Raw genomic sequence first — 17,762 nt, forward strand, 5'->3', positions numbered from 1 at the left:
TCATCCTTTGACGGCGCCCGCCATCAGGCCGCGCACGAAATAGCGGCCGGCGACGACATAGACGAGGAGCGTCGGCAGGGCCGCGATCATCGCCGCCGCCATGTTGACGTTGTATTCGACCACGCCGGTCGAGGTGTTGACGACATTGTTGAGAGCCACCGTCATCGGCATCGCGTCTCCCGTGCCGGCATAGGCCGAGGCGAACAGGAAGTCGTTCCAGATGTTGGTGAACTGGAAGATGACGGTAACGACGAAGATCGGCAGCGAGTTCGGCAGCATGATGCGCCGGAAGATCTGGAAGAAGCCGGCGCCGTCGACTTGTGCTGCCCTGACCAATTCGGTCGGGAACGCCTCGTAGTAATTGCGGAAGAACAAGGTGGTGAAGCCGAGGCCGTAGACGACGTGGACGAACACCAGGTTGACCGTCGGATTGCCGAGGCCGAAGCGGAAACCGGTGAGGTTGTCCAGGGTCGCGCCGAAGCGGCCCAACGTGCCGAGGATCGTCGCCATCGGCAGTAATACCGACTGGAACGGAATGAAGCAGGCGAACAGCATCAGCCCGAACACCAGCGTCGCGCCGCGGAACCGCCATTTGGTCAGCACATAGCCGTTCAACGCGCCGAGAAACGTCGAAATCAGCACGGCTGGAACCACCATCTTGATGGAGTTCCAGAAATAGCCCTTGATGCCGGCGCAGGTCAGGCCGACGCAGGTTCCGCCCCAGGCCTTCACCCATGGCGCGATGGTGGGTTCCCTGGGCAGCGCCAGCATGGTGCCGTTCTGGATCTCGTCCATGGTCTTGAACGAGGTCACCAGCATGACGAACAGCGGCATCAGGTAGAAGAGAGCGAAGATCGCCAGCAAGCCGTAGATGACGATCCGGTTTAGCGTCCTTGTGCTGATGCCCAAGGGTTTTGGCCGGTCGGTGGCGGCAGCGGCGCTCATCGCGGCTTCTCCCGCAGTTCCGAGTAGAGATAGGGTACGATGATCGCCACGATGGCCATCAGCATGATGATGGCGCTGGCCGAACCCACGGCCATTTGGTTTCGCTTGAACGTATATTCGTACATGAAGTTCGACGGCAGCCAGGCGGAGCCGCCGGGACCGCCGCTGGTCAGCGCGACGACCAGGTCGTAGGATTTGATGGCGAGGTGCGCCAGCACGATGAAGGCGGACAGGAATACCGGCCGAAGCATCGGGATGACGATGCGGCGATAAAGCTGGAACGTGGTCGCGCCGTCGATCTGCGCCGCCTTCAGGATCTCGCCGTCGATGCCGCGCAGGCCCGCCAGGAACATCGCCATGATGAAGCCGGAAGCCTGCCAGACGCCGGCGATCACCACGGTGTAGATGACGAAATCCTTGTTCTTGATCCAGTCGAAATGAAAGCTCGTCCAGCCCCAGGCATGCAGCGTCTGCTCAAGGCCGAGGCCGGGATCGAGGAACCATTTCCAGGCCACGCCGGTGACGATGAAGGACAGCGCCATCGGATAGAGATAGATGGGGCGCAGCACGCCTTCGCCGCGAATTTTCTGGTCGAGAAGGATGGCCAGGCAAAGGCCGATCGCCAGGCAGATGCTGATGTAGAGAAAGCCGAATATGCCCATATTGGTGATGGAGGTGTACCAGCCCGACGGCGGGTCGTTCTCGAAGGTCCAGCGCCACAGCTTTTGATAGGCGCCCGCGCCGGTAAGCTCGTAGGACGGGAAGGTCTTGGAGTTGGTGAAGGACAGATAAACCGTCCACAGGATGAAGCCGTAGACGAAGATGACCGTGATCGCGAAGCTTGGTGCCAGCACGATCTTGGGCAGGGCATCCTGCAGCCGCGACCGCACCGCGCGCCGCGGTCCCGAACCCCTTTTTGGCGTCAGGTTAACGGCGGTTTCGGCAACCGTGCTCATTGTTCCCCTCCCGTAACCGTAGCGCACCCCACGCCGTCAGACGCCAGGCAGATGGGCAGGCAGCCCATCGTTGAAGGAAGCCTCCCCGCTCGCGCGGGAAGGCTCTTTCGCTTGTTCAGGCGCCTATCTGGCGTCGTCGATCGCCTGGACGAGCTGGGTTACGGCTTCGTCGGAGGTCTTGATCTGGCCGTGGACGAATTTCGACACCACGTCTTTGTAGGCATTGGCGACGGCCGGCGGTGCGCCGTAGCCCTGCGCCAGCGAGCCGAACAGCGTGCCGCCGTCATTGGCCGCCTTCAAATCGGCGATGCCCTTCTTGCCGCAGGCGTCGAAGTCGGTATCGGGCACGTCGGTGCGGGCCGGAACCGAGCCCTTGACCACGTTGAACGCCGACTGGAAGCTCTTCGACAGCGTCGCCGTGGCCAATGCGATCTGGGCGGCCTTGCGGTCGTCGGGAACATTGAACATGCCGAACATGTCGGAGTTATAGACCACGCTGCCATCCGTACCGGGGAAGCGATAGCACAGGAAGTCGTCGCCCGCCTTCTTCTTGGCGGCGGTGAACTCGCCCTTTGCCCAATCGCCCATCACCTGCACCAGCGCGTCGCCCTTGATGACCATGGCGGTCGCAAGGTTCCAGTCGCGGCCCGCGAAATTGGCGTCGACATAGGGGATCAGCTTGGCGAGATTGTCGAACGCCTTCTTCATCGTGTCGGATTTGAGCGCCTCCTCGTCGAGGTCGTTGAACGCCTTCTTGTAGAACTCCGGGCCGCCGGTGGAAAGTACGACGTCGTCGAACAGAATGGCTTCCTGCCAGTCCTGGCCGCCAAGCGCCAGCGGGGTGACGCCGGCTGCTTTCGCCTTGTCGAGCAGCGCCAGGAATTCATCGAAGTTCTTCGGCTCGGTGCCGCCGATCTTTTCCATCACCGCCTTGTTGACCCACAGCCAGTTGACCGAGTGGACGTTTACCGGCACGGCGACCCATTTTCCGTCATAGACGGAAAACTTCTGCAGAGCGGCGGGAACGACCTTGTCCCAGCCTTCCTTCGTCGCCGTCTCCGTCAGGTCGCCCATGACGCCGGCGGCGGCATAGTCGAGCACGGTGTAGCCGAGCATCTGCGAGGCGGTCGGATAATTGCCGGCCGCGACCATCGCCTTCAGCGCGGTCATGGCAGCGTCGCCGCCGCCGCCCGCCACCGGCACGTCCTTCCAGGCATAGCCTTCCTTGGACAGATCCTGCTTGAGCACGTTCAGCGCGGCCGCTTCGCCGCCGGACGTCCACCAGTGCAGCATCTGGACTTCCTTGACGTCTTCGGCGTGGGCCGCGAACGCAAAGGCTGACGCCAGAGCCGTTCCGATAAGAAGTTTGCGCAACATATTCCTACTTCCTCCCTTGGGTAACTGGCCGGCCTATACCGGAACTTGCCAACCATGGGCGAAGCATAAGGCGTGTCGTTGGCGAAGCGCAACGCCTTTTCAATCGATTCAAAGATCAAGGTCGCCGCCTCGCCTGCGCTGAAGCTATTTCGGGGAAGGGTTGTGGATCATGGCCGCGCCGAGAATGGGACCCGGCAGGCCGTCCTTGCCGACGGCCTGCAAAAGTGCTGCGCAGCCGCCCTTTTTGGCGATCTCGCTCATCGGCAATTCGTAGCGCTGCGCCTTGCCGTGCCACATGCCGGCGGTCTGGATTTCCGAAACCGCGTTCCAGTATGTTTCCTTGCGGCCGTTATTTTCGCCATTGCCGATGCTGATGATCTGAGGCGCGTCGAAAAAGACGAGGATGAGGTGGGCGTTGGGTGGCACGGCCGGATTGGCGCCCGCATCGCCGGCATCGATGATGACGCCATCGTCGGTGCGGCTGACCTTGAGCGAAACGCTCATGCCCTGGCCCGCCTTTTTCATGCCGGCCAGCGTGTCGTTCACAGCATGGCGGTTGGCGCCGTTGACATGGGTGCGGCCGTTGATGACGGCCTGCGGCGTATAGACGGACCGGCTGCCGAAGGCGCGCATATAGGCATATTGCCGTTCGGTGTTCTTCTTGCTGCTCAGCGTGTCCTTCCAGCCGAGATAGTCCCAGTAGTCGACATGGTAGGCGAGCGCCACGATGTCCGGCCGGGCCGCCAAATCGGCGAAAATCTCGTCGGCGGGCGGGCAGGAACTGCAACCCTGGCTGGTAAACAGTTCCACCACACCCAAGGGGGTGCCTTCGGTCTGCGTCTCGTCGGCAAGGGCGGTGTCGGCCAAAGCCGTCAACGCCAGCGCCGCTGCTGCCGCCAGCCGCAGAAAATTTGGAAATGCCATGGCCGTTCCGCGATTGCGCCGGTGATGCCGGCTCTTCTTGTTATCTCTAAAATATGTGGCAGAAGCGGCCCTCAACGGGAAGTCACGTTGCGGTGAAATTTTTCGCCGCCACAAACAAAACCGCCGGAGCTTTCGCTCCGGCGGTTGGCATTCGCGGATGAAAGGGCGGTTACGCCGCCAGATCGCGCAGCACATATTGCAGGATGCCGCCGTTCTTGAAGTAGTCGAGTTCGTCCAGCGTATCGATGCGGCACAGGATCGGCACTTGTCTCACCGAACCGTCGCCATAGGTCACCTTGGCGATCATCTTCTGGCGCGGCTTGATCGAGGAAAGCCCGTCGATCTCGACCAGTTCGTCGCCCTTGAGGTTGAGCGAGGCCCAGGAAGTGCCTTCCTCGAAAGTATAGGGAACGACGCCCATGCCGACCAGGTTCGAGCGGTGGATACGCTCGAACGACTGGGCGATGACCGCGCGCACGCCGAGCAGATTGGTGCCCTTGGCCGCCCAGTCGCGCGACGAACCGTTGCCGTATTCGACGCCGGCAAAGACGACCAGCGGCACGCCTTCCTGCTTGTACTGCATGGCCGCGTCGTAGATCGATTCCTCTTCCTTGGACGGATAGTGGATCGTGTAGCCGCCCTCGCGGCCGTTTTCGCCCAGCATGTGGTTGCGGATGCGGATATTGGCGAAGGTGCCGCGCATCATCACCTCATGGTTGCCGCGCCGCGTGCCGTACTGGTTGAAGTCGGTGACGGCGACGCCATTATCGGTGAGGTATTTTCCGGCGGGCGACGCCGCCTTGATCGAACCTGCCGGCGAGATGTGGTCGGTGGTGATCTTGTCGCCGAACAGGCCAAGCACGCGCGCGCCCTTGATGTCGGCGATCGAGCCGAAGCCGGCCGTCATGCCTTCGAAATAGGGCGGATTTTGCACATAGGTCGAATTGTCGTCCCAGGCGTAGGTCTGGCCAGCCGGCGCTTGTACCTTCTGCCAGTTCTCGTCGCCCTTGAAGACGTCGGCATATTTGCGGGCGAACAGTTCGCGCGTGACGTTCTTTTCGATGAACTCCTGGATTTCGGCAGAGCTTGGCCAGATGTCCTTCAGATAGACCGGCTTGCCGTCGCGATCCTCGCCCAGCGGTTCGGTGGTGAGGTCCTTCGTCACAGTGCCGGCCAGCGCATGCGCCACCACCAGCGGAGGCGAGGCGAGGTAGTTTGCCTGCGTGTCGGGCGAGACGCGGCCCTCGAAATTGCGGTTGCCGGACAACACCGCCGCGACGATCAAGCCCTTGTCGTTGATGGCCTTGGAGATCGCCGGCGGCAAGGGACCCGAGTTTCCGATGCAGGTGGTGCAGCCGAAGCCGACGAGGTTGAAGCCGATCTGGTCGAGTTCCTTCTGCAGGCCGGACTTTTCCAGATATTCGGCAACCACCTGGGAGCCGGGCGCCAGCGAGGTCTTCACCCACGGCTTCTGCTTGAGGCCGAGCCGGTTGGCGTTGCGGGCGAGCAGGCCGGCCCCGATCAAAACGCTCGGGTTGGACGTGTTGGTGCAAGACGTGATCGCGGCGATGACGACGTCGCCATGGCCGAGATCGTGGCTTGTGCCCTCGACGGGGTAGCGCTTGTGGATTTCGGCAGCCTTCTTGTATTCCGTTTCCATCGCCGTGGCGAAGCCGGCCGGAATGTCTTCCAGCGCCTGGCGGCCTTCCGGACGCTTGGGGCCGGCCATGGAAGGCACGACATCGCCGAGGTCGAGTTCGAGCATGTCGGTGAAGACCGGATCGGCCGAGGAATTGTCGCGCCACATGCCTTGCGCCTTGGAATATTCCTCGACCAGCGCGATGCGGGCCTCGGTGCGGCCGGACATATGCAGATAACGCACCGTCTCGACGTCGACGGGGAAGAAGCCGCAGGTCGCGCCATATTCCGGCGCCATGTTGCCGATGGTGGCGCGGTCGGCCAGCGTCATCGAGGACAGGCCGGGGCCGAAGAACTCGACGAATTTGCCGACGACGCCCTTCTTGCGCAGCATCTGGGTCACGGTCAGCACCAGGTCGGTGGCGGTGACGCCTTCCTTGACCTTGCCGGTCAGGCGGAAGCCGATGACTTCAGGCAACAGCATGGAAACGGGCTGGCCGAGCATGGCCGCTTCCGCCTCGATGCCGCCGACGCCCCAGCCGAGAACGCCAAGGCCGTTGATCATGGTGGTGTGCGAATCGGTGCCGACGCAGGTGTCGGGATAGGCGGTCGTTTCGCCGTCTTCGGAATTGGTCCACACGACCTGGCCGAGATATTCGAGATTGACCTGATGGCAGATGCCGGTGCCGGGCGGCACCACGCGGAAGTTGCGGAACGCCTGCTGGCCCCATTTCAGGAACTTGTAGCGCTCTTCGTTGCGTTCGTATTCCAGTTCGACGTTGCGGGCGAACGCCATCGGCGTGCCGAACTCGTCGACGATGACCGAGTGGTCGATGACCAGATCGACGGGCACCAGCGGGTTGATTTTCTGCGGATCGCCGCCCAGCGACACCATGGCGTCGCGCATAGCCGCCAGATCGACCACGGCCGGAACGCCGGTAAAGTCCTGCATCAAGACGCGGGCCGGGCGATAGGCGATCTCGACGCCGGCGGTGCCCTTGTCGGTCAGCCAGTCGGCCACTGCCTGGATCGACGCCTTGGTGACAGTACGGCCGTCCTCGTTGCGCAACAGGTTTTCCAGCAGCACCTTCATCGAATAGGGCAGTTGGGCGATGCCGGTGAGGCCGTTCTTTTCAGCTTCGATGAGGCTGAAATAGACATATTCCGCATCCCCTGCGGTCAGGGTACGGCGACAATTGAAACTATCGAGAGATTTGGACATTGCGATCCCATTCTGGTCTGTTCAGCCGGAAGGGAAGGGACGCCGATGGCATGCAATCACGCGCAAGGGTGCGGGTACGGCCATTTCCGCTGTCCGCTCCCTGATGTCCGGTCGTTCAAGGCGACACGCACACTGGTCCGGTGCAAATTCTGTTCCCGCGCCGACCGCTGGCACGGATGGCTCGCATATAGAGTTTATTCTGGAATAGTTCTAGACACAGAATCGCCATTTTTACCGCGCCGCCCGCATATTGCGGCCGAACGTCAGGCCAAGGGGGAACGATGCGGCTCATCGCCGAGAATTTGAGCGGCGAACGCGGTGGCGAAACCGTGTTTTCCAATATCGGCTTTTCGTTGGAAAAGGGAAAAGCGCTTGTCGTTACCGGCCCGAACGGTTCGGGAAAATCGACGCTGCTTCGCATTATCGCGGGTCTTTTGCCGGCGGCGAGCGGGCGCGTCGCTTTCGAAGACGGCGGCGAGGCGTTCCCGACGGTTGCCTCTGCCTGCCACTATCTCGGCCATCAGAACGCGATGAAGCCGACGCTCAGCGTCACGGAAAACCTGTGCTTCTGGCGCGATTTCTGCGGCGAGACGCAATTGAGCACCGAGGAAGCTCTGGAAGTCGTCGGCCTTGGCGGGATCGGCCACCTGCCCTTTGGCTATCTGTCGACCGGCCAGCGGCGCCGCGCCGCGATAGCCCGGCTGCTGGTTTCGCGCCGCCCGCTCTGGCTGCTGGACGAACCGACCGCGGGGCTGGACAACGCTTCGGCGCAACGCTTTTCCGGGCTGATGGCGACATACTGCCGCGACGGTGGCATTCTCGTCGCCGCCACGCATCTGCCGCTGGGCATCGAAGCACAGGAATTGCGGATGGACGGGGATGCCTGAGCCTCTTCGCGCCCCCCTCGGAGAAACTCGATAGTGCTAGCTCTCTACCTCCGCGACCTGAAACTTTCCGTCCGCGCCGGCGGCGGGGCGCTGACCGGGGTTATTTTCTTTCTGGCCGTCATCGTCACGATTCCCTTTGGCGTTGGACCGGATTTGAACCTGCTGGCCCGCATCGGCCCGGCCATCGTGTGGATCGGGGCGCTGCTGGCATCGTTGCTTGGCCTTGATCGGCTGTTCCAGGCGGAGCGCGAGGACGGCTCGCTTGACCTCCTGGTGCTGGCGCGCGACCGCCATATGCTGGCGCTGACCGTGCTGGTCAAATGCCTCGCGCACTGGACGGCAAACGTGCTGCCGCTGGTGATCGCCGCGCCCGTTCTCGGCCTGTTCATGAACATGGAGCCGATCGGCATCGGGGCGGCTGCCCTGACGCTGCTCGTCGGCACGCCGGCGATCGCCTTTATCGGCGCTGTCGGCGCTGCGGTCGCGGTTGCGTTGCCGCGCGGCGGCCTGCTGATCTCCGTGCTGGTGCTGCCGCTGACCATTCCGGTGCTGATCTTCGGCGTCTCGGCAAGCTACGGCGCGGTGGCCGAGCCGGACCCGTTCCTGCCGCCCTTCCTCATTCTTGCCGCCTTGACGCTGTTCTTCGCGGTGATCGGCCCGCTCGCGGCGGCACTGGCGCTGCGGCAGGGCACGGACTGAGCCCACCTGCGGCACGGCGGCTGATTGCGCCGGCAACGGCCCGACGCTAAGGAAAGACATGGTCATTCGAAATTACGCGGTACGGATGAAGTCGAACTACGCTGGCGCGAGGCGTTTCGCATGAGCGCGCATGCCCTTTATGTGACGGCGGCCTATGGCATCACCGCCGTGGCTCTTATCGGACTGATTGGTTGGGTGTTGCTTGACCAGCGGGCACGCAAGCGCGAACTGGCGGAACTGGAAGCGGCCGGCATTCGCCGCCGCTCCGACAAGGCGAAGGCGGCCAAGCCGTGAGCGTTGAACCAGACATGAGCGTTGAACCAGACAGGGCAGCCAAGCCGAAGCGCCGCCTTTTCGTGGTTCTACCGCTGCTGATCTTTCTCGGGCTGGCCGGCGTGTTCCTGTCGCAATTGATGTCGGGCCGCGACAGTGCGGACGTGCCCTCGGCGCTGATCGGGCTGACGGCGCCGGCAACGCATCTTCCCCCGCTTGAAGGCACCAACCTGCCAGGCCTCGATTCCAAGGAATTCGCCGGCAAGGTGACCGTGCTCAACGTGTTTGCTTCCTGGTGCGCGCCATGCCGCGAGGAACATCCGGTCCTGCTCGCGTTATCGAGGGACAAAAGCTATGTGATGGCGGGGCTGAACTACAAGGACAAGCCGCAGAACGCGCTCCGTTTCCTCGGCGATCTCGGCAATCCGTATCAAGCGGTGGGCGTCGATGGAGCCGGCCGCACGGCGATCGACTGGGGCGTCTATGGCGTGCCGGAAACCTTCGTCATCGGCAAGGACGGCAAGATCGCCTACAAGCATGTCGGCCCGCTGACGCCCCAATCCGTGCAGGCGCTGCTGCTTCCCGAGATCGAAAAGGCGCGGGCCAAGCCGGATTAACTTGGGCCGGAATAGAGTCCGGGCCGAATTGACGAGATCAATCCGGCCCGACACTCCATCTTTCTGTTTGAGCATCGGATTTTCCGAAAACCGGTAACCACTTTTCGGTCCGATGCTCTCTTGTTCCTGCGCGCAGGAAGCGGCAATCAGCCGAACACTTCCTTGTGGGCGTGATGCAGCATTTCCGAGCGGTTGCCGTTCATATCGGCAAGGTCGCGCTGGCTCAAGCTGTTGATCTCGTTGACAAGCTGGTTGTAGCGCTTGCGCTTCGCGTGGCGGTTGCGCGCGCCCTGGATAAGGCTTTCGAAGATCATGGCGGTTCCTTTCTGTGCCGCTGGCGGCACGATTGTTCCTCCCAGATCACATACGCAGCATGACATAGTGTGCGTGCGGCGCAAAAGGAATATGCTGCATTGCAGCATTGCGTCAGGCGCATGGCGCCTAAAGCATCGGACCGAAAGTGGAACCCGATTTTCGGATTACTCCGATGCTCAATGAAAGGACGCTCTAACGGCCGCTTACAAATTCGCAAAAGGTCGACAGATGCTCGCGCATCGAGGCCATCGTTACCGGCTTCGTCAGGATCGCGTGCATTTCCGGCGGTTTCTTGCCGAGCAGGGGAACCTCCAGTTCCGGCCCCTCATGCAGCGAAAACGACATCGTCCGCATGATCTCGCTCAGCGCCGCGCGGCAATATAGCGAGCGTGCCGAGGCGTGCACGAGCATGGCGGGCTTGCCGACGGCGGCGTCGCGCGACACCAGCCAGTCAAGCGCGTTCTTCAGGCCGCCCGGCACGCCATGGGCATATTCGGGACAGGAAAGGATGATGCCGTCCGACCGGGTGACAGCATCGATGAGCAGCGTCGCCTCGTCCGGGGTGCGCGAACCCTCGTCGTCCGGATTGAAGATGGGCAACCGGCCCAGGCTGTCATAGGTATGAATGCGGCAAAAGGGCTGAACGACCGCTGCCAATGCGGCAATCAAGGCGGAATTGGTCGAGGCGGCGCGCAAGCTGCCGGAAATGGCCAGTAAATTCAGCAAGGACGATCAATCCATCAAGCGAGTCGCGCCCGACTATAGCATGGCCGGCCGTCAGCCGGCCGATGCGCTATTTGCCGGCCTTGCCGCTATCCCCGCTCTTGTTGTCCAGCGAGTGGCGCAGGATCAGCGGCATCTGGCTGATGGTGAACACGATGGTGATCGGCATCGTCGCCCACACCTTGAACGCGACCCAGAAATCGGTCGAGAAATTGCGCCAGACCACCTCGTTCAGCACGGCGAGCACGAAGAAAAACAGGCCCCAGCGAAAGGTGAGCTTGCGCCAGCCTTCGGCGTCGAGGCTGAAAGCCGAATTGAAGACGTAGCCGAGCAGCGATTTTCCGAAGAGAAGTCCGCCGAGCAGGATGCCGCCAAACAGCGCGTTGACGATGGTCGGCTTCATCTTGATGAAAACGTCGTTTTGCAGATAGAGGGTCAGCGCGCCGAAGATGAAGACGACGACGCCGGATATCAGCGGCATCATCGGCAAGGTGCGGGTGAGCAGCCACGACACGGCGAGCGCAATCGCGGTCGCGGCCATGAACAGGCCGGTGGCGATGAAGATCGGACCGCCGAGTTCAGCCAGCGCCGGGAATTTTTGCACCAGCCATTCGCCGCGCGCATTGGCGAAGAAGAAGACCATCAGGGGCCCGAGTTCCAGCACCAGCTTGAGCGCCGGATTGACGCTTTCCTTCCTGCTTTTCTGCGGGTCTTCGGACGGGTCGCGTTCGACAATAGGGGTCATGCTTGGGTTTCCGCGAAAAGGGGGGACAAGGGGGCAACGTAGAGAGTTGACATCAAAGTTACCCTACCCCTGCGATTGCCCGCGCGAATTCGTTGGCCGAGAACGGTTCGAGGTCTTCGACCTGCTCGCCGACGCCGATGAAATAGACCGGCAATTTGTGCTTGGCCGCGATCGCCACCAAAATGCCGCCGCGCGCGGTGCCGTCCAGCTTGGTCATGACCAGCCCGTTGACGCCGGCGATGTTGCGGAAGATTTCGACCTGGTTGAGTGCATTCTGGCCAGTGGTGGCGTCCACCGTTTGCAGCACCGTATGCGGCGCATCCGGGTCGAGCTTGCCCAGCACGCGCACGATCTTTTCCAGTTCCGCCATCAGTTCGGTCTTGTTTTGCAGCCGCCCGGCGGTGTCGATGATGAGTACGTCGGCGCCGGCCGCTTTCGCCTGCTCGAAGGCATCATAGGCGAGGCCCGCCGCATCCGCGCCGAGCTTGCTCGAGACGACCGGCGAATTGGTGCGCTCGCCCCATATCTTCAACTGCTCGATTGCGGCGGCACGAAAGGTATCGCCCGCCGCCAGCATGACAGACAGCCCGCCCTCGGTGAGTTTGGCCGCGAGCTTGCCGATGGTGGTGGTCTTGCCGGTGCCGTTGACGCCGACAACCAGCACCACATGCGGCTTGTGCGAAAGGTCGAGTTCCAGCGGCATGGCGACCGGCGCCAGCACTTTTTCCACCTCGGCGGCCATGATGGTGCGCACGTCGGCGTCGGACACTTCCTTGCCGTAGCGGCTGGCCGATAGCGCATCGGTGATGCGCAGCGCCGTCTCCATGCCGAGATCGGCGCGGATCAGCACATCCTCCAGATCCTGCAGCGTGTCCTCGTCCAGCTTCCTGCGGGTGAAGACACCGGCGATGTTGCCCGACAGTTCCTTCGACGACCGCGCCAACCCCTCGCGCATGCGCTGGAACCAGGAAAGCCTCGGCGCAACCGGTTCGGGCGCGGGGCTCGGTTCGGCTTTTTTTTCTACTTTTTTGGCGACGGTAACCTTGCCGGGGGCCGGTTTGGGAGCAGCCGGGGCCAACGCCGTTTCGGCGAGCGGCGGCTGTGTCTGGGCGGATGGAGGTGTGACTTCCACAGGCGGAGACGGGATTTCAGCGGGCGGCGGCGGAACTTCCACCACTTCCGGCTCACTCGGTTCCGGTTCCGGCTCGGGGATTTCTTGCGGAGCCGGTGTTGGAACGGGTGCAGGGGCCGGAACAGGTTCGGGCACGACAGGCTCAACCGGGATTTCCGGGGGTGTCGGCGCGGGCTGTTCGGCAGGCTCGGGCCGCGCCGGTTCCGGCTTTTCCGGCACTTCGACCGGAGCCGGTTCGGGCTGCGTTTCCGGCTCAGGTTCCACTTCCGGGGCGGCAGGCTCCGGCTTCGGTTCAGCCGGCGTCAGCTGTTCCGGCTCGGCGGGCGTCTCCGCAACGGGCTCCGCCGGCGCAATCTCTTCGCGCTTCAAAAATTCAGGCACGACCTGCTCGGCGGCCGGCTTCAATCCTTCCAGCGCTTCGAAATTCAGCGGCGGCAGAGGCGTCGCCTCGTCCGGCCGCTCCTCGACCACTTCCTTCTTGCCGAAGGAAAAGACTTTCTTGATGAAACCAAATGCCATGCGGATTGTCTTCTCAGGCCGCTTGCGCGGCGAGGGGCGCGGCGACCAGCTTGGTGCCGTCATGCCCGGTTATGGTCGCCTCAATGATCTCGCCCGGAGAGCCGGCGGCGATGGCGGCCATGGTAAAACCCTCAGTGCGGCCAAGCCCGTCGCGCTCAATGAGGATTGACTGATGCGTACCAGCCAATGAACCGAGATGCTTGCGATAGGCCGCATCACCAGCGGCCCGGAGGCGTGCGGCGCGCTCTTTGACGACTTCGCGCCGCACCTGCGGCATGCGCGCGGCAGGCGTGCCTTCGCGCGGCGAAAACGGAAAAACGTGCAGATGCGTCAGCCCGCATTCCTCGACAATCTTGATGGAATTCTCGAACATTTCGTCCGTTTCGGTCGGAAAACCGGCGATAATATCGGCTCCAAAGACGATTTCTGGCCGAATTTTACGGATTTCCGCGCAAAAACGAATGGAATCGTCGCGTAAATGACGGCGTTTCATGCGTTTCAGGATCATGTCGTCGCCCGATTGCAGCGACAGGTGCAGGTGCGGCATCAGCCGACGCTCGCTGGCGATGACCTCCAGCAACTCGGCGTCGGCCTCGATGGAATCGATGGAGGAAAGCCTGAGCCGCTTCACCTCTGGCACCTGTTTCAGGATGGTTTTGACCAGCTTTCCCAGCTTCGGTGCGCCCGGCAGGTCGCCGCCAAAACTGGTCATGTCGACGCCGGTCAGCACGACCTCCGCATAGCCGTTGCCGGCAAGGCGCTTGACCTGCTCGACCACGCCGCCGATCGGCACCGAGCGCGAATTTCCGCGACCGTAGGGGATGATGCAGAAGGTGCAGCGATGGTCGCAGCCGTTCTGCACCTGCACGAAGGCGCGGGCGCGGCCCTCGATGGCGTCGACCATGTGGCTGGCCGTCTCGCGCACCGAAAAGATGTCGTTGACGCGCGCTTTCTCGAAATCGTTGACGCCGAAATCCGGCAGCGCGCGATAATTGTGGCTGTGCAGTTTTTCCTCGTTGCCGAGCACCAGATCGACCTCGTCCATCGCGGAAAAATCCTGCGGCGCGGTCTGTGCCGCGCAGCCGGTGACGATGATTTTCGCTTCGGGATGTTCGCGGCGCGCCTTGCGGATCGACTGTTTTGCCTGGCGAACCGCCTCGCCGGTGACGGCGCAGGTGTTGATGATGATCGCGCCACCAGCCAGCGCGCCAAGGCCGGCCGCCTTGGCCTCGCGCCGCATCACTTCGGACTCGTAGGTGTTGAGCCGGCAGCCGAATGTGACAATTTCGATGCCCATCACGCCACGCTCTCGACATCGCGCGCCCAAGCGCCCGTGGCAGGGTCGAAATTGCCGGAAAATTCCCATTCGGCGGCACCCGTCAGCACGACATGGTCGTCCTCGCGCCATTCGACATGCAGCTGGCCGCCGGGAGCCTGCAGCATGACGCTGCGCCCGGTGCGTTTCGTGCGCGCCGCGGCAACGGCCGAAGCACAGGCAGCCGAGCCGCAGGCCTTGGTCAGGCCGGCGCCGCGTTCCCAGGTGCGGATCGCCATCGTCTCGGGCGACGTCACCTGCGCGATGGTGATGTTGGCGCCTTCGGGAAAGATCGGATGGTTTTCCAAGAGCGGGCCGAAGCGGTCGAGTTCGTAGGACCAGACATCGCGGTCGACCCAGAAGATGGCGTGCGGATTGCCCATCGACACCACCGAGGGCGAATGCAGCACCGGCGCGTCGATCGGGCCGATCTGCAACTCGATCATGCGGGTGTCGCGGAATTCTTCCGCCAGCGGAATGTCCTGCCATCTGAAACGCGGTACGCCCATGTCCACCGAGATCGAGCCGTCGTCATGCTGCTTTGCATTGAGGATGCCGGCGACGGTCTCGAAGGTGAATGTGCTCTGGCCGGTCTCGGCGGCCAGCGCCTGCACGACGCAGCGCGTGCCGTTGCCGCAGGCCTGCGCGCCGCTGCCGTCCGAGTTCAGGATGTCGATGAAGTAGGCCGTGCCCGGTGTGCGCGCATCGTGGATCGCCATGATCTGGTCGAACCGGGTCGAAGCGTCGGCATTGAGCGCAATGGCGGCCTCAGCGGTCACCCGATCGGCACGGCCGCGCATGTCGGCGACGATGATCTCGTTGCCGATGCCGTTCATCTTGGCGAAAGGAGCCGCGCCTGCCATGGTAATAGAAAATCTCTTGCCGGTTTGCGCCTATATGGCGGAAACGGCCGGGAATTACCAGTGACGAGGCCCTACCAAACGCCGCCGCCGGCCAAGGCGAACAGCAGCAGCACCACGGCCACGACCACCAGTACCGCCGCGATCAGGAACGAAGCGATGCGCGACGTCGTGCCGGCAACACCGCGATAGCCCAAGGCGCTCGCTATCACCGAAACGACGAGAAGTATGACGATCCATTTGATCATAATGAGGCCCCCTTTTGGTTGTGGGGGATAACGCGGCATGGTCGTTTCCCGTTCCGCACCATGATGCAAAATTACAACATACTCGGCTGCAAACCGTTTTTTAAGCATATCGGGTTGAAATTCTGCCATCTTACCCTTGTTGGTAGGGTGGGATTTTATCGAATTGCGCCCGCTATGGGTCGCGGAGGTTGGCATGACATTCTCGAAAACCGGTCTGATGGCCATGGCGCTGGGCGCCCTGCTGGCGAGCGGCTGCACGAGCACGCGCTTCTCGTCGATGGATTCGACCAGGCCCGAACCCCTGCAGGCCGCACCCGCCGGCCAGGTCACCTCCAACCAGTTGCCGCCGCCCTCCGGGCCAGCCAGCACCGATCCGTCGCAGTTCCCGACCGCGCCGCAGAATACGCAGGTCGCTGCGTTGCCGACGGACGGCTCGGCTCCCGCTGCGGCCGCCGACCTCACCGCATCGAGCGTCGCCGGTGTGTGGAACGCCAACGTCTCCGGCCAGAGCTGCAAGGTAGCGACCCCGCAGACCAAGTTCGGCCAGGGTTATCGCGCCGGACCGTTGCGCTGCCCGGCTCCCCTTGATGGCGTGAAGTCGTGGAACGTGGCCGGCAAGCAACTGACCCTCTATGACAATGACGGCGGCACGCTGGCCCGGCTCTATTCTTCCGGCGGCTCTAAATTCGATGGCCAGACCTCCACCGGCCTGCCGATCTCGTTGACGCGCTAGTGGTTCGTTTCCAACATTTGCATCCCATTTGTATCAGGCGTAGGGCAAATGTTGGAAACAGGAGAACCACTAGCAAGTCTATGATCTAGTGGAATTTTTAAATTTGACATTCGATCTCGAGGCCGACATCAAGCGGGTATCGAATGTCAAATTCATTCCACTAGCCCGCTTCACCTTTCCAGGAACGGCTTGACCGATGCATTTGCGCGACGGCCTCCAGACCCGTGCGACCGTGCGCCAGCGCTACGACCATGAAGTGGCCGGCGGCATTATCGAGCGCGACCTTGCGCAAGAACAGATTGCGGTCGCGCTCGACCGCCTGATCGACGAGCTTTCGGCGAAGCGGCTCGCCCACAAATCCAGCGCGCTGGGCTGGCTGTTCGCCAGAAAGCGCGAAACGCGCGAGACCGTCAAAGGCCTCTACATCCATGGCAGCGTTGGCCGTGGCAAGACCATGCTCATGGACATGTTCTTCGAACTTGTCCCGGTTCGGCGCAAGCGCCGCGTGCATTTCAACGATTTCATGGCCGACGTGCAGGATCGCATCCAGAAGCACCGGCAGGCGCGCAAGAACGGCGACGTCAAGGAAGACGACCCTATCCCGCCGGTGGCGCGAGCGCTGGCCGACGAGGCGTGGGTGCTGTGCTTCGACGAATTTTCCGTCACCGACATCGCCGATGCGATGATCCTGTCGCGGCTGTTTTCGGCGCTGTTTTCCAACGGTGTGGTGCTGGTCGCCACCTCCAACGTCGCGCCGCAGGACCTTTATCGCGACGGGCTTAACCGCCAGTTGTTTTTGCCGTTCATCGCCATTCTGGAGCGGTACACCGCTGTCGTTTCGCTCGACGCCGACAAGGACTACCGGCTGGAGAAACTGGCGCGCACGCCGGTCTACATGACGCCGAACGGCGAAGCGGCCGACCGCACGATGGACGAGGCCTGGGCGGCGATGACGCATGGCGAACCGGCCGCCGGGATGACCTTGACGCTGAAGGGCAGGCATTTGCAGGTGCCGCTCGCGGCTGGCGATGCAGCCCGGTTTACCTTCGCCGAACTTTGCGAGGCGCCGCTCGGCGCGCGCGACTACAAGGTGCTTGCCGACCGTTTCGATACTTTCTTCGTCGATCGGGTGCCGGTGCTCGACCCGACGCTGCGAAGCGCCACGAAACGCTTCATCCTTTTGATCGACACGCTCTACGACAGGCGCAAGCGCCTTGTCCTGAGCGCCGATACCTCTCCCGACGGCCTCTATGCCGGCCGGCCGGGCGTCACGGAAGCCTTCGAATTCGACCGCACGGCCTCGCGGCTGATCGAGATGCAGAGCCGCGACTGGCTGGAAGACTGGGCGAAGCGGCGTAAGGAAGCGGCGGAAGAAACCGCGCCTGTCGCATCCGCTTCTCCGTAAAACCCGCCGTCTGGTGCCGGGCCGGCAGCCAGCCGGCATCACAAGGCCGTCATCGCAGCCGGATACGCTTCCGGTTTGACCGTGTCTGATGTAATTCTACGGGAAAGCTAGAGTATATTTTGACGTTTACGTAAGTCCCGATGGTTCTAACCGATTGAATTTATTCATGCGGAAATAATCGTTGAAGTTTTTTCCCAAGGGGGCTATGGGGTGCGGCGAAATCGCGCGG

General features: G+C 62.5%; 18 protein-coding genes. 6 read left to right on the plus strand and 12 right to left on the minus strand.

The genetic code is table 11. The features are described from left to right. From ACX3P0_RS20585 to acnA, 5 genes are all read right to left on the minus strand, one after another. Positions 1 to 945, minus strand: a complete 945-nt coding sequence (locus tag ACX3P0_RS20585; protein ID WP_459091433.1) for a carbohydrate ABC transporter permease — start codon at positions 943 to 945, stop codon at positions 1 to 3. Continuing rightward, positions 942 to 1,901, minus strand: a complete 960-nt coding sequence (locus tag ACX3P0_RS20590) for a carbohydrate ABC transporter permease (protein WP_459078821.1) — start codon at positions 1,899 to 1,901, stop codon at positions 942 to 944. Before ACX3P0_RS20590 ends, ACX3P0_RS20585 begins: the two co-directional genes overlap by 4 nt. A 123-nt stretch (positions 1,902 to 2,024) precedes the next feature. After that, positions 2,025 to 3,278 (minus strand): ABC transporter substrate-binding protein, encoded by a 1,254-nt coding sequence (locus tag ACX3P0_RS20595; RefSeq protein ID WP_459091435.1) that lies wholly within the window; start codon positions 3,276 to 3,278, stop codon positions 2,025 to 2,027. Between the two features lie 144 nt (positions 3,279 to 3,422). Further along, positions 3,423 to 4,202 (minus strand): DUF1223 domain-containing protein, encoded by a 780-nt coding sequence (locus ACX3P0_RS20600; protein ID WP_459091437.1) that lies wholly within the window; start codon positions 4,200 to 4,202, stop codon positions 3,423 to 3,425. A 169-nt stretch (positions 4,203 to 4,371) separates the two neighbouring features. Continuing rightward, on the minus strand, positions 4,372 to 7,062 hold the full coding sequence (gene acnA / locus ACX3P0_RS20605) for an aconitate hydratase AcnA (RefSeq protein ID WP_459091439.1): 2,691 nt from the start codon (positions 7,060 to 7,062) through the stop codon (positions 4,372 to 4,374). 281 nt (positions 7,063 to 7,343) lie between these two features. Between acnA and ccmA the strand changes: the two genes are divergently transcribed. From ccmA to ACX3P0_RS20625, 4 genes are all read left to right on the plus strand, one after another. Beyond that, positions 7,344 to 7,949 (plus strand): heme ABC exporter ATP-binding protein CcmA, encoded by a 606-nt coding sequence (ccmA, locus tag ACX3P0_RS20610; RefSeq protein ID WP_459078825.1) that lies wholly within the window; start codon positions 7,344 to 7,346, stop codon positions 7,947 to 7,949. Positions 7,950 to 7,982: 33 nt separating this feature from the next. Further along, complete coding sequence (gene ccmB / locus ACX3P0_RS20615) at positions 7,983 to 8,648, plus strand: heme exporter protein CcmB (RefSeq protein WP_459091441.1); 666 nt, start codon at positions 7,983 to 7,985, stop codon at positions 8,646 to 8,648. 120 nt (positions 8,649 to 8,768) lie between these two features. Next, a complete protein-coding gene (ccmD, locus tag ACX3P0_RS20620; RefSeq protein ID WP_459078827.1) occupies positions 8,769 to 8,942 on the plus strand; it encodes a heme exporter protein CcmD in 174 nt (57 codons plus the stop codon). A 14-nt stretch (positions 8,943 to 8,956) separates the two neighbouring features. Then, on the plus strand, positions 8,957 to 9,538 hold the full coding sequence (locus tag ACX3P0_RS20625) for a DsbE family thiol:disulfide interchange protein (protein WP_459078828.1): 582 nt from the start codon (positions 8,957 to 8,959) through the stop codon (positions 9,536 to 9,538). Positions 9,539 to 9,684: 146 nt separating this feature from the next. Here ACX3P0_RS20625 and ACX3P0_RS20630 read toward each other — a convergent pair whose 3' ends face one another. The 7 genes from ACX3P0_RS20630 to ACX3P0_RS20660 form a co-directional block, all read right to left on the minus strand. Beyond that, positions 9,685 to 9,852 carry a hypothetical protein gene (locus ACX3P0_RS20630; protein ID WP_459078829.1) on the minus strand — a complete coding sequence of 56 codons (168 nt, stop codon included), beginning with the start codon at positions 9,850 to 9,852 and terminating at the stop codon, positions 9,685 to 9,687. A 193-nt stretch (positions 9,853 to 10,045) separates the two neighbouring features. Then, positions 10,046 to 10,579, minus strand: coding sequence for an NADPH-dependent FMN reductase (locus ACX3P0_RS20635; RefSeq protein WP_459091443.1), 534 nt, complete (start codon positions 10,577 to 10,579; stop codon positions 10,046 to 10,048). Positions 10,580 to 10,646: 67 nt separating this feature from the next. After that, a complete protein-coding gene (locus tag ACX3P0_RS20640; protein ID WP_459091445.1) occupies positions 10,647 to 11,321 on the minus strand; it encodes a septation protein A in 675 nt (224 codons plus the stop codon). 58 nt (positions 11,322 to 11,379) lie between these two features. Beyond that, positions 11,380 to 12,972: a signal recognition particle-docking protein FtsY gene (gene ftsY, locus ACX3P0_RS20645; protein ID WP_459091447.1), complete on the minus strand. Its 1,593-nt coding sequence runs from the start codon at positions 12,970 to 12,972 to the stop codon at positions 11,380 to 11,382. 13 nt (positions 12,973 to 12,985) lie between these two features. After that, the gene (mtaB, locus tag ACX3P0_RS20650; protein ID WP_459091449.1) at positions 12,986 to 14,269 is read right to left on the minus strand and encodes a tRNA (N(6)-L-threonylcarbamoyladenosine(37)-C(2))-methylthiotransferase MtaB; all 1,284 of its coding nucleotides are present in this window, start codon (positions 14,267 to 14,269) and stop codon (positions 12,986 to 12,988) included. Continuing rightward, positions 14,269 to 15,150 carry a diaminopimelate epimerase gene (gene dapF / locus ACX3P0_RS20655; protein WP_459091451.1) on the minus strand — a complete coding sequence of 294 codons (882 nt, stop codon included), beginning with the start codon at positions 15,148 to 15,150 and terminating at the stop codon, positions 14,269 to 14,271. The genes mtaB and dapF overlap by 1 nt, the downstream gene beginning before the upstream one ends. Before the next feature lie 71 nt (positions 15,151 to 15,221). Then, on the minus strand, positions 15,222 to 15,524 hold the full coding sequence (locus tag ACX3P0_RS20660) for a hypothetical protein (RefSeq protein WP_459078834.1): 303 nt from the start codon (positions 15,522 to 15,524) through the stop codon (positions 15,222 to 15,224). A 64-nt stretch (positions 15,525 to 15,588) separates the two neighbouring features. On the opposite strand from ACX3P0_RS20660, the gene ACX3P0_RS20665 reads away from it, so the two are divergent. Together ACX3P0_RS20665 and zapE are read left to right on the plus strand one after the other, a co-directional pair. Further along, positions 15,589 to 16,128 (plus strand): protease inhibitor Inh/omp19 family protein, encoded by a 540-nt coding sequence (locus tag ACX3P0_RS20665; protein WP_459078835.1) that lies wholly within the window; start codon positions 15,589 to 15,591, stop codon positions 16,126 to 16,128. A 196-nt stretch (positions 16,129 to 16,324) separates the two neighbouring features. After that, positions 16,325 to 17,533: a cell division protein ZapE gene (zapE, locus tag ACX3P0_RS20670; RefSeq protein ID WP_459091453.1), complete on the plus strand. Its 1,209-nt coding sequence runs from the start codon at positions 16,325 to 16,327 to the stop codon at positions 17,531 to 17,533. The last annotated feature ends 229 nt before the right edge of the window (positions 17,534 to 17,762 follow it).

Source organism: Mesorhizobium sp. A556 (genome assembly GCF_054489545.1).

Excerpts from the sequence above, each read along its gene's own strand:
- ACX3P0_RS20585 (WP_459091433.1), bottom strand. The coding sequence starts at position 945 with ATGAGCGCCGCTGCCGCCACCGACCGGCCAAAACCCTTGGGCATCAGC.
- ACX3P0_RS20590 (WP_459078821.1), bottom strand. The coding sequence starts at position 1,901 with ATGAGCACGGTTGCCGAAACCGCCGTTAACCTGACGCCAAAAAGGGGT.
- ACX3P0_RS20595 (WP_459091435.1), bottom strand. The coding sequence starts at position 3,278 with ATGTTGCGCAAACTTCTTATCGGAACGGCTCTGGCGTCAGCCTTTGCG.
- ACX3P0_RS20600 (WP_459091437.1), bottom strand. The coding sequence starts at position 4,202 with ATGGCATTTCCAAATTTTCTGCGGCTGGCGGCAGCAGCGGCGCTGGCG.
- acnA (WP_459091439.1), bottom strand. The coding sequence starts at position 7,062 with ATGTCCAAATCTCTCGATAGTTTCAATTGTCGCCGTACCCTGACCGCA.
- ccmA (WP_459078825.1), top strand. The coding sequence starts at position 7,344 with ATGCGGCTCATCGCCGAGAATTTGAGCGGCGAACGCGGTGGCGAAACC.
- ccmD (WP_459078827.1), top strand. The coding sequence starts at position 8,769 with ATGAGCGCGCATGCCCTTTATGTGACGGCGGCCTATGGCATCACCGCC.
- ACX3P0_RS20625 (WP_459078828.1), top strand. The coding sequence starts at position 8,957 with ATGAGCGTTGAACCAGACAGGGCAGCCAAGCCGAAGCGCCGCCTTTTC.
- ACX3P0_RS20630 (WP_459078829.1), bottom strand. The coding sequence starts at position 9,852 with ATGATCTTCGAAAGCCTTATCCAGGGCGCGCGCAACCGCCACGCGAAG.
- ACX3P0_RS20640 (WP_459091445.1), bottom strand. The coding sequence starts at position 11,321 with ATGACCCCTATTGTCGAACGCGACCCGTCCGAAGACCCGCAGAAAAGC.
- ftsY (WP_459091447.1), bottom strand. The coding sequence starts at position 12,972 with ATGGCATTTGGTTTCATCAAGAAAGTCTTTTCCTTCGGCAAGAAGGAA.
- mtaB (WP_459091449.1), bottom strand. The coding sequence starts at position 14,269 with ATGGGCATCGAAATTGTCACATTCGGCTGCCGGCTCAACACCTACGAG.
- dapF (WP_459091451.1), bottom strand. The coding sequence starts at position 15,150 with ATGGCAGGCGCGGCTCCTTTCGCCAAGATGAACGGCATCGGCAACGAG.
- ACX3P0_RS20660 (WP_459078834.1), bottom strand. The coding sequence starts at position 15,524 with ATGGCAGAATTTCAACCCGATATGCTTAAAAAACGGTTTGCAGCCGAG.
- ACX3P0_RS20665 (WP_459078835.1), top strand. The coding sequence starts at position 15,589 with ATGACATTCTCGAAAACCGGTCTGATGGCCATGGCGCTGGGCGCCCTG.
- zapE (WP_459091453.1), top strand. The coding sequence starts at position 16,325 with ATGCATTTGCGCGACGGCCTCCAGACCCGTGCGACCGTGCGCCAGCGC.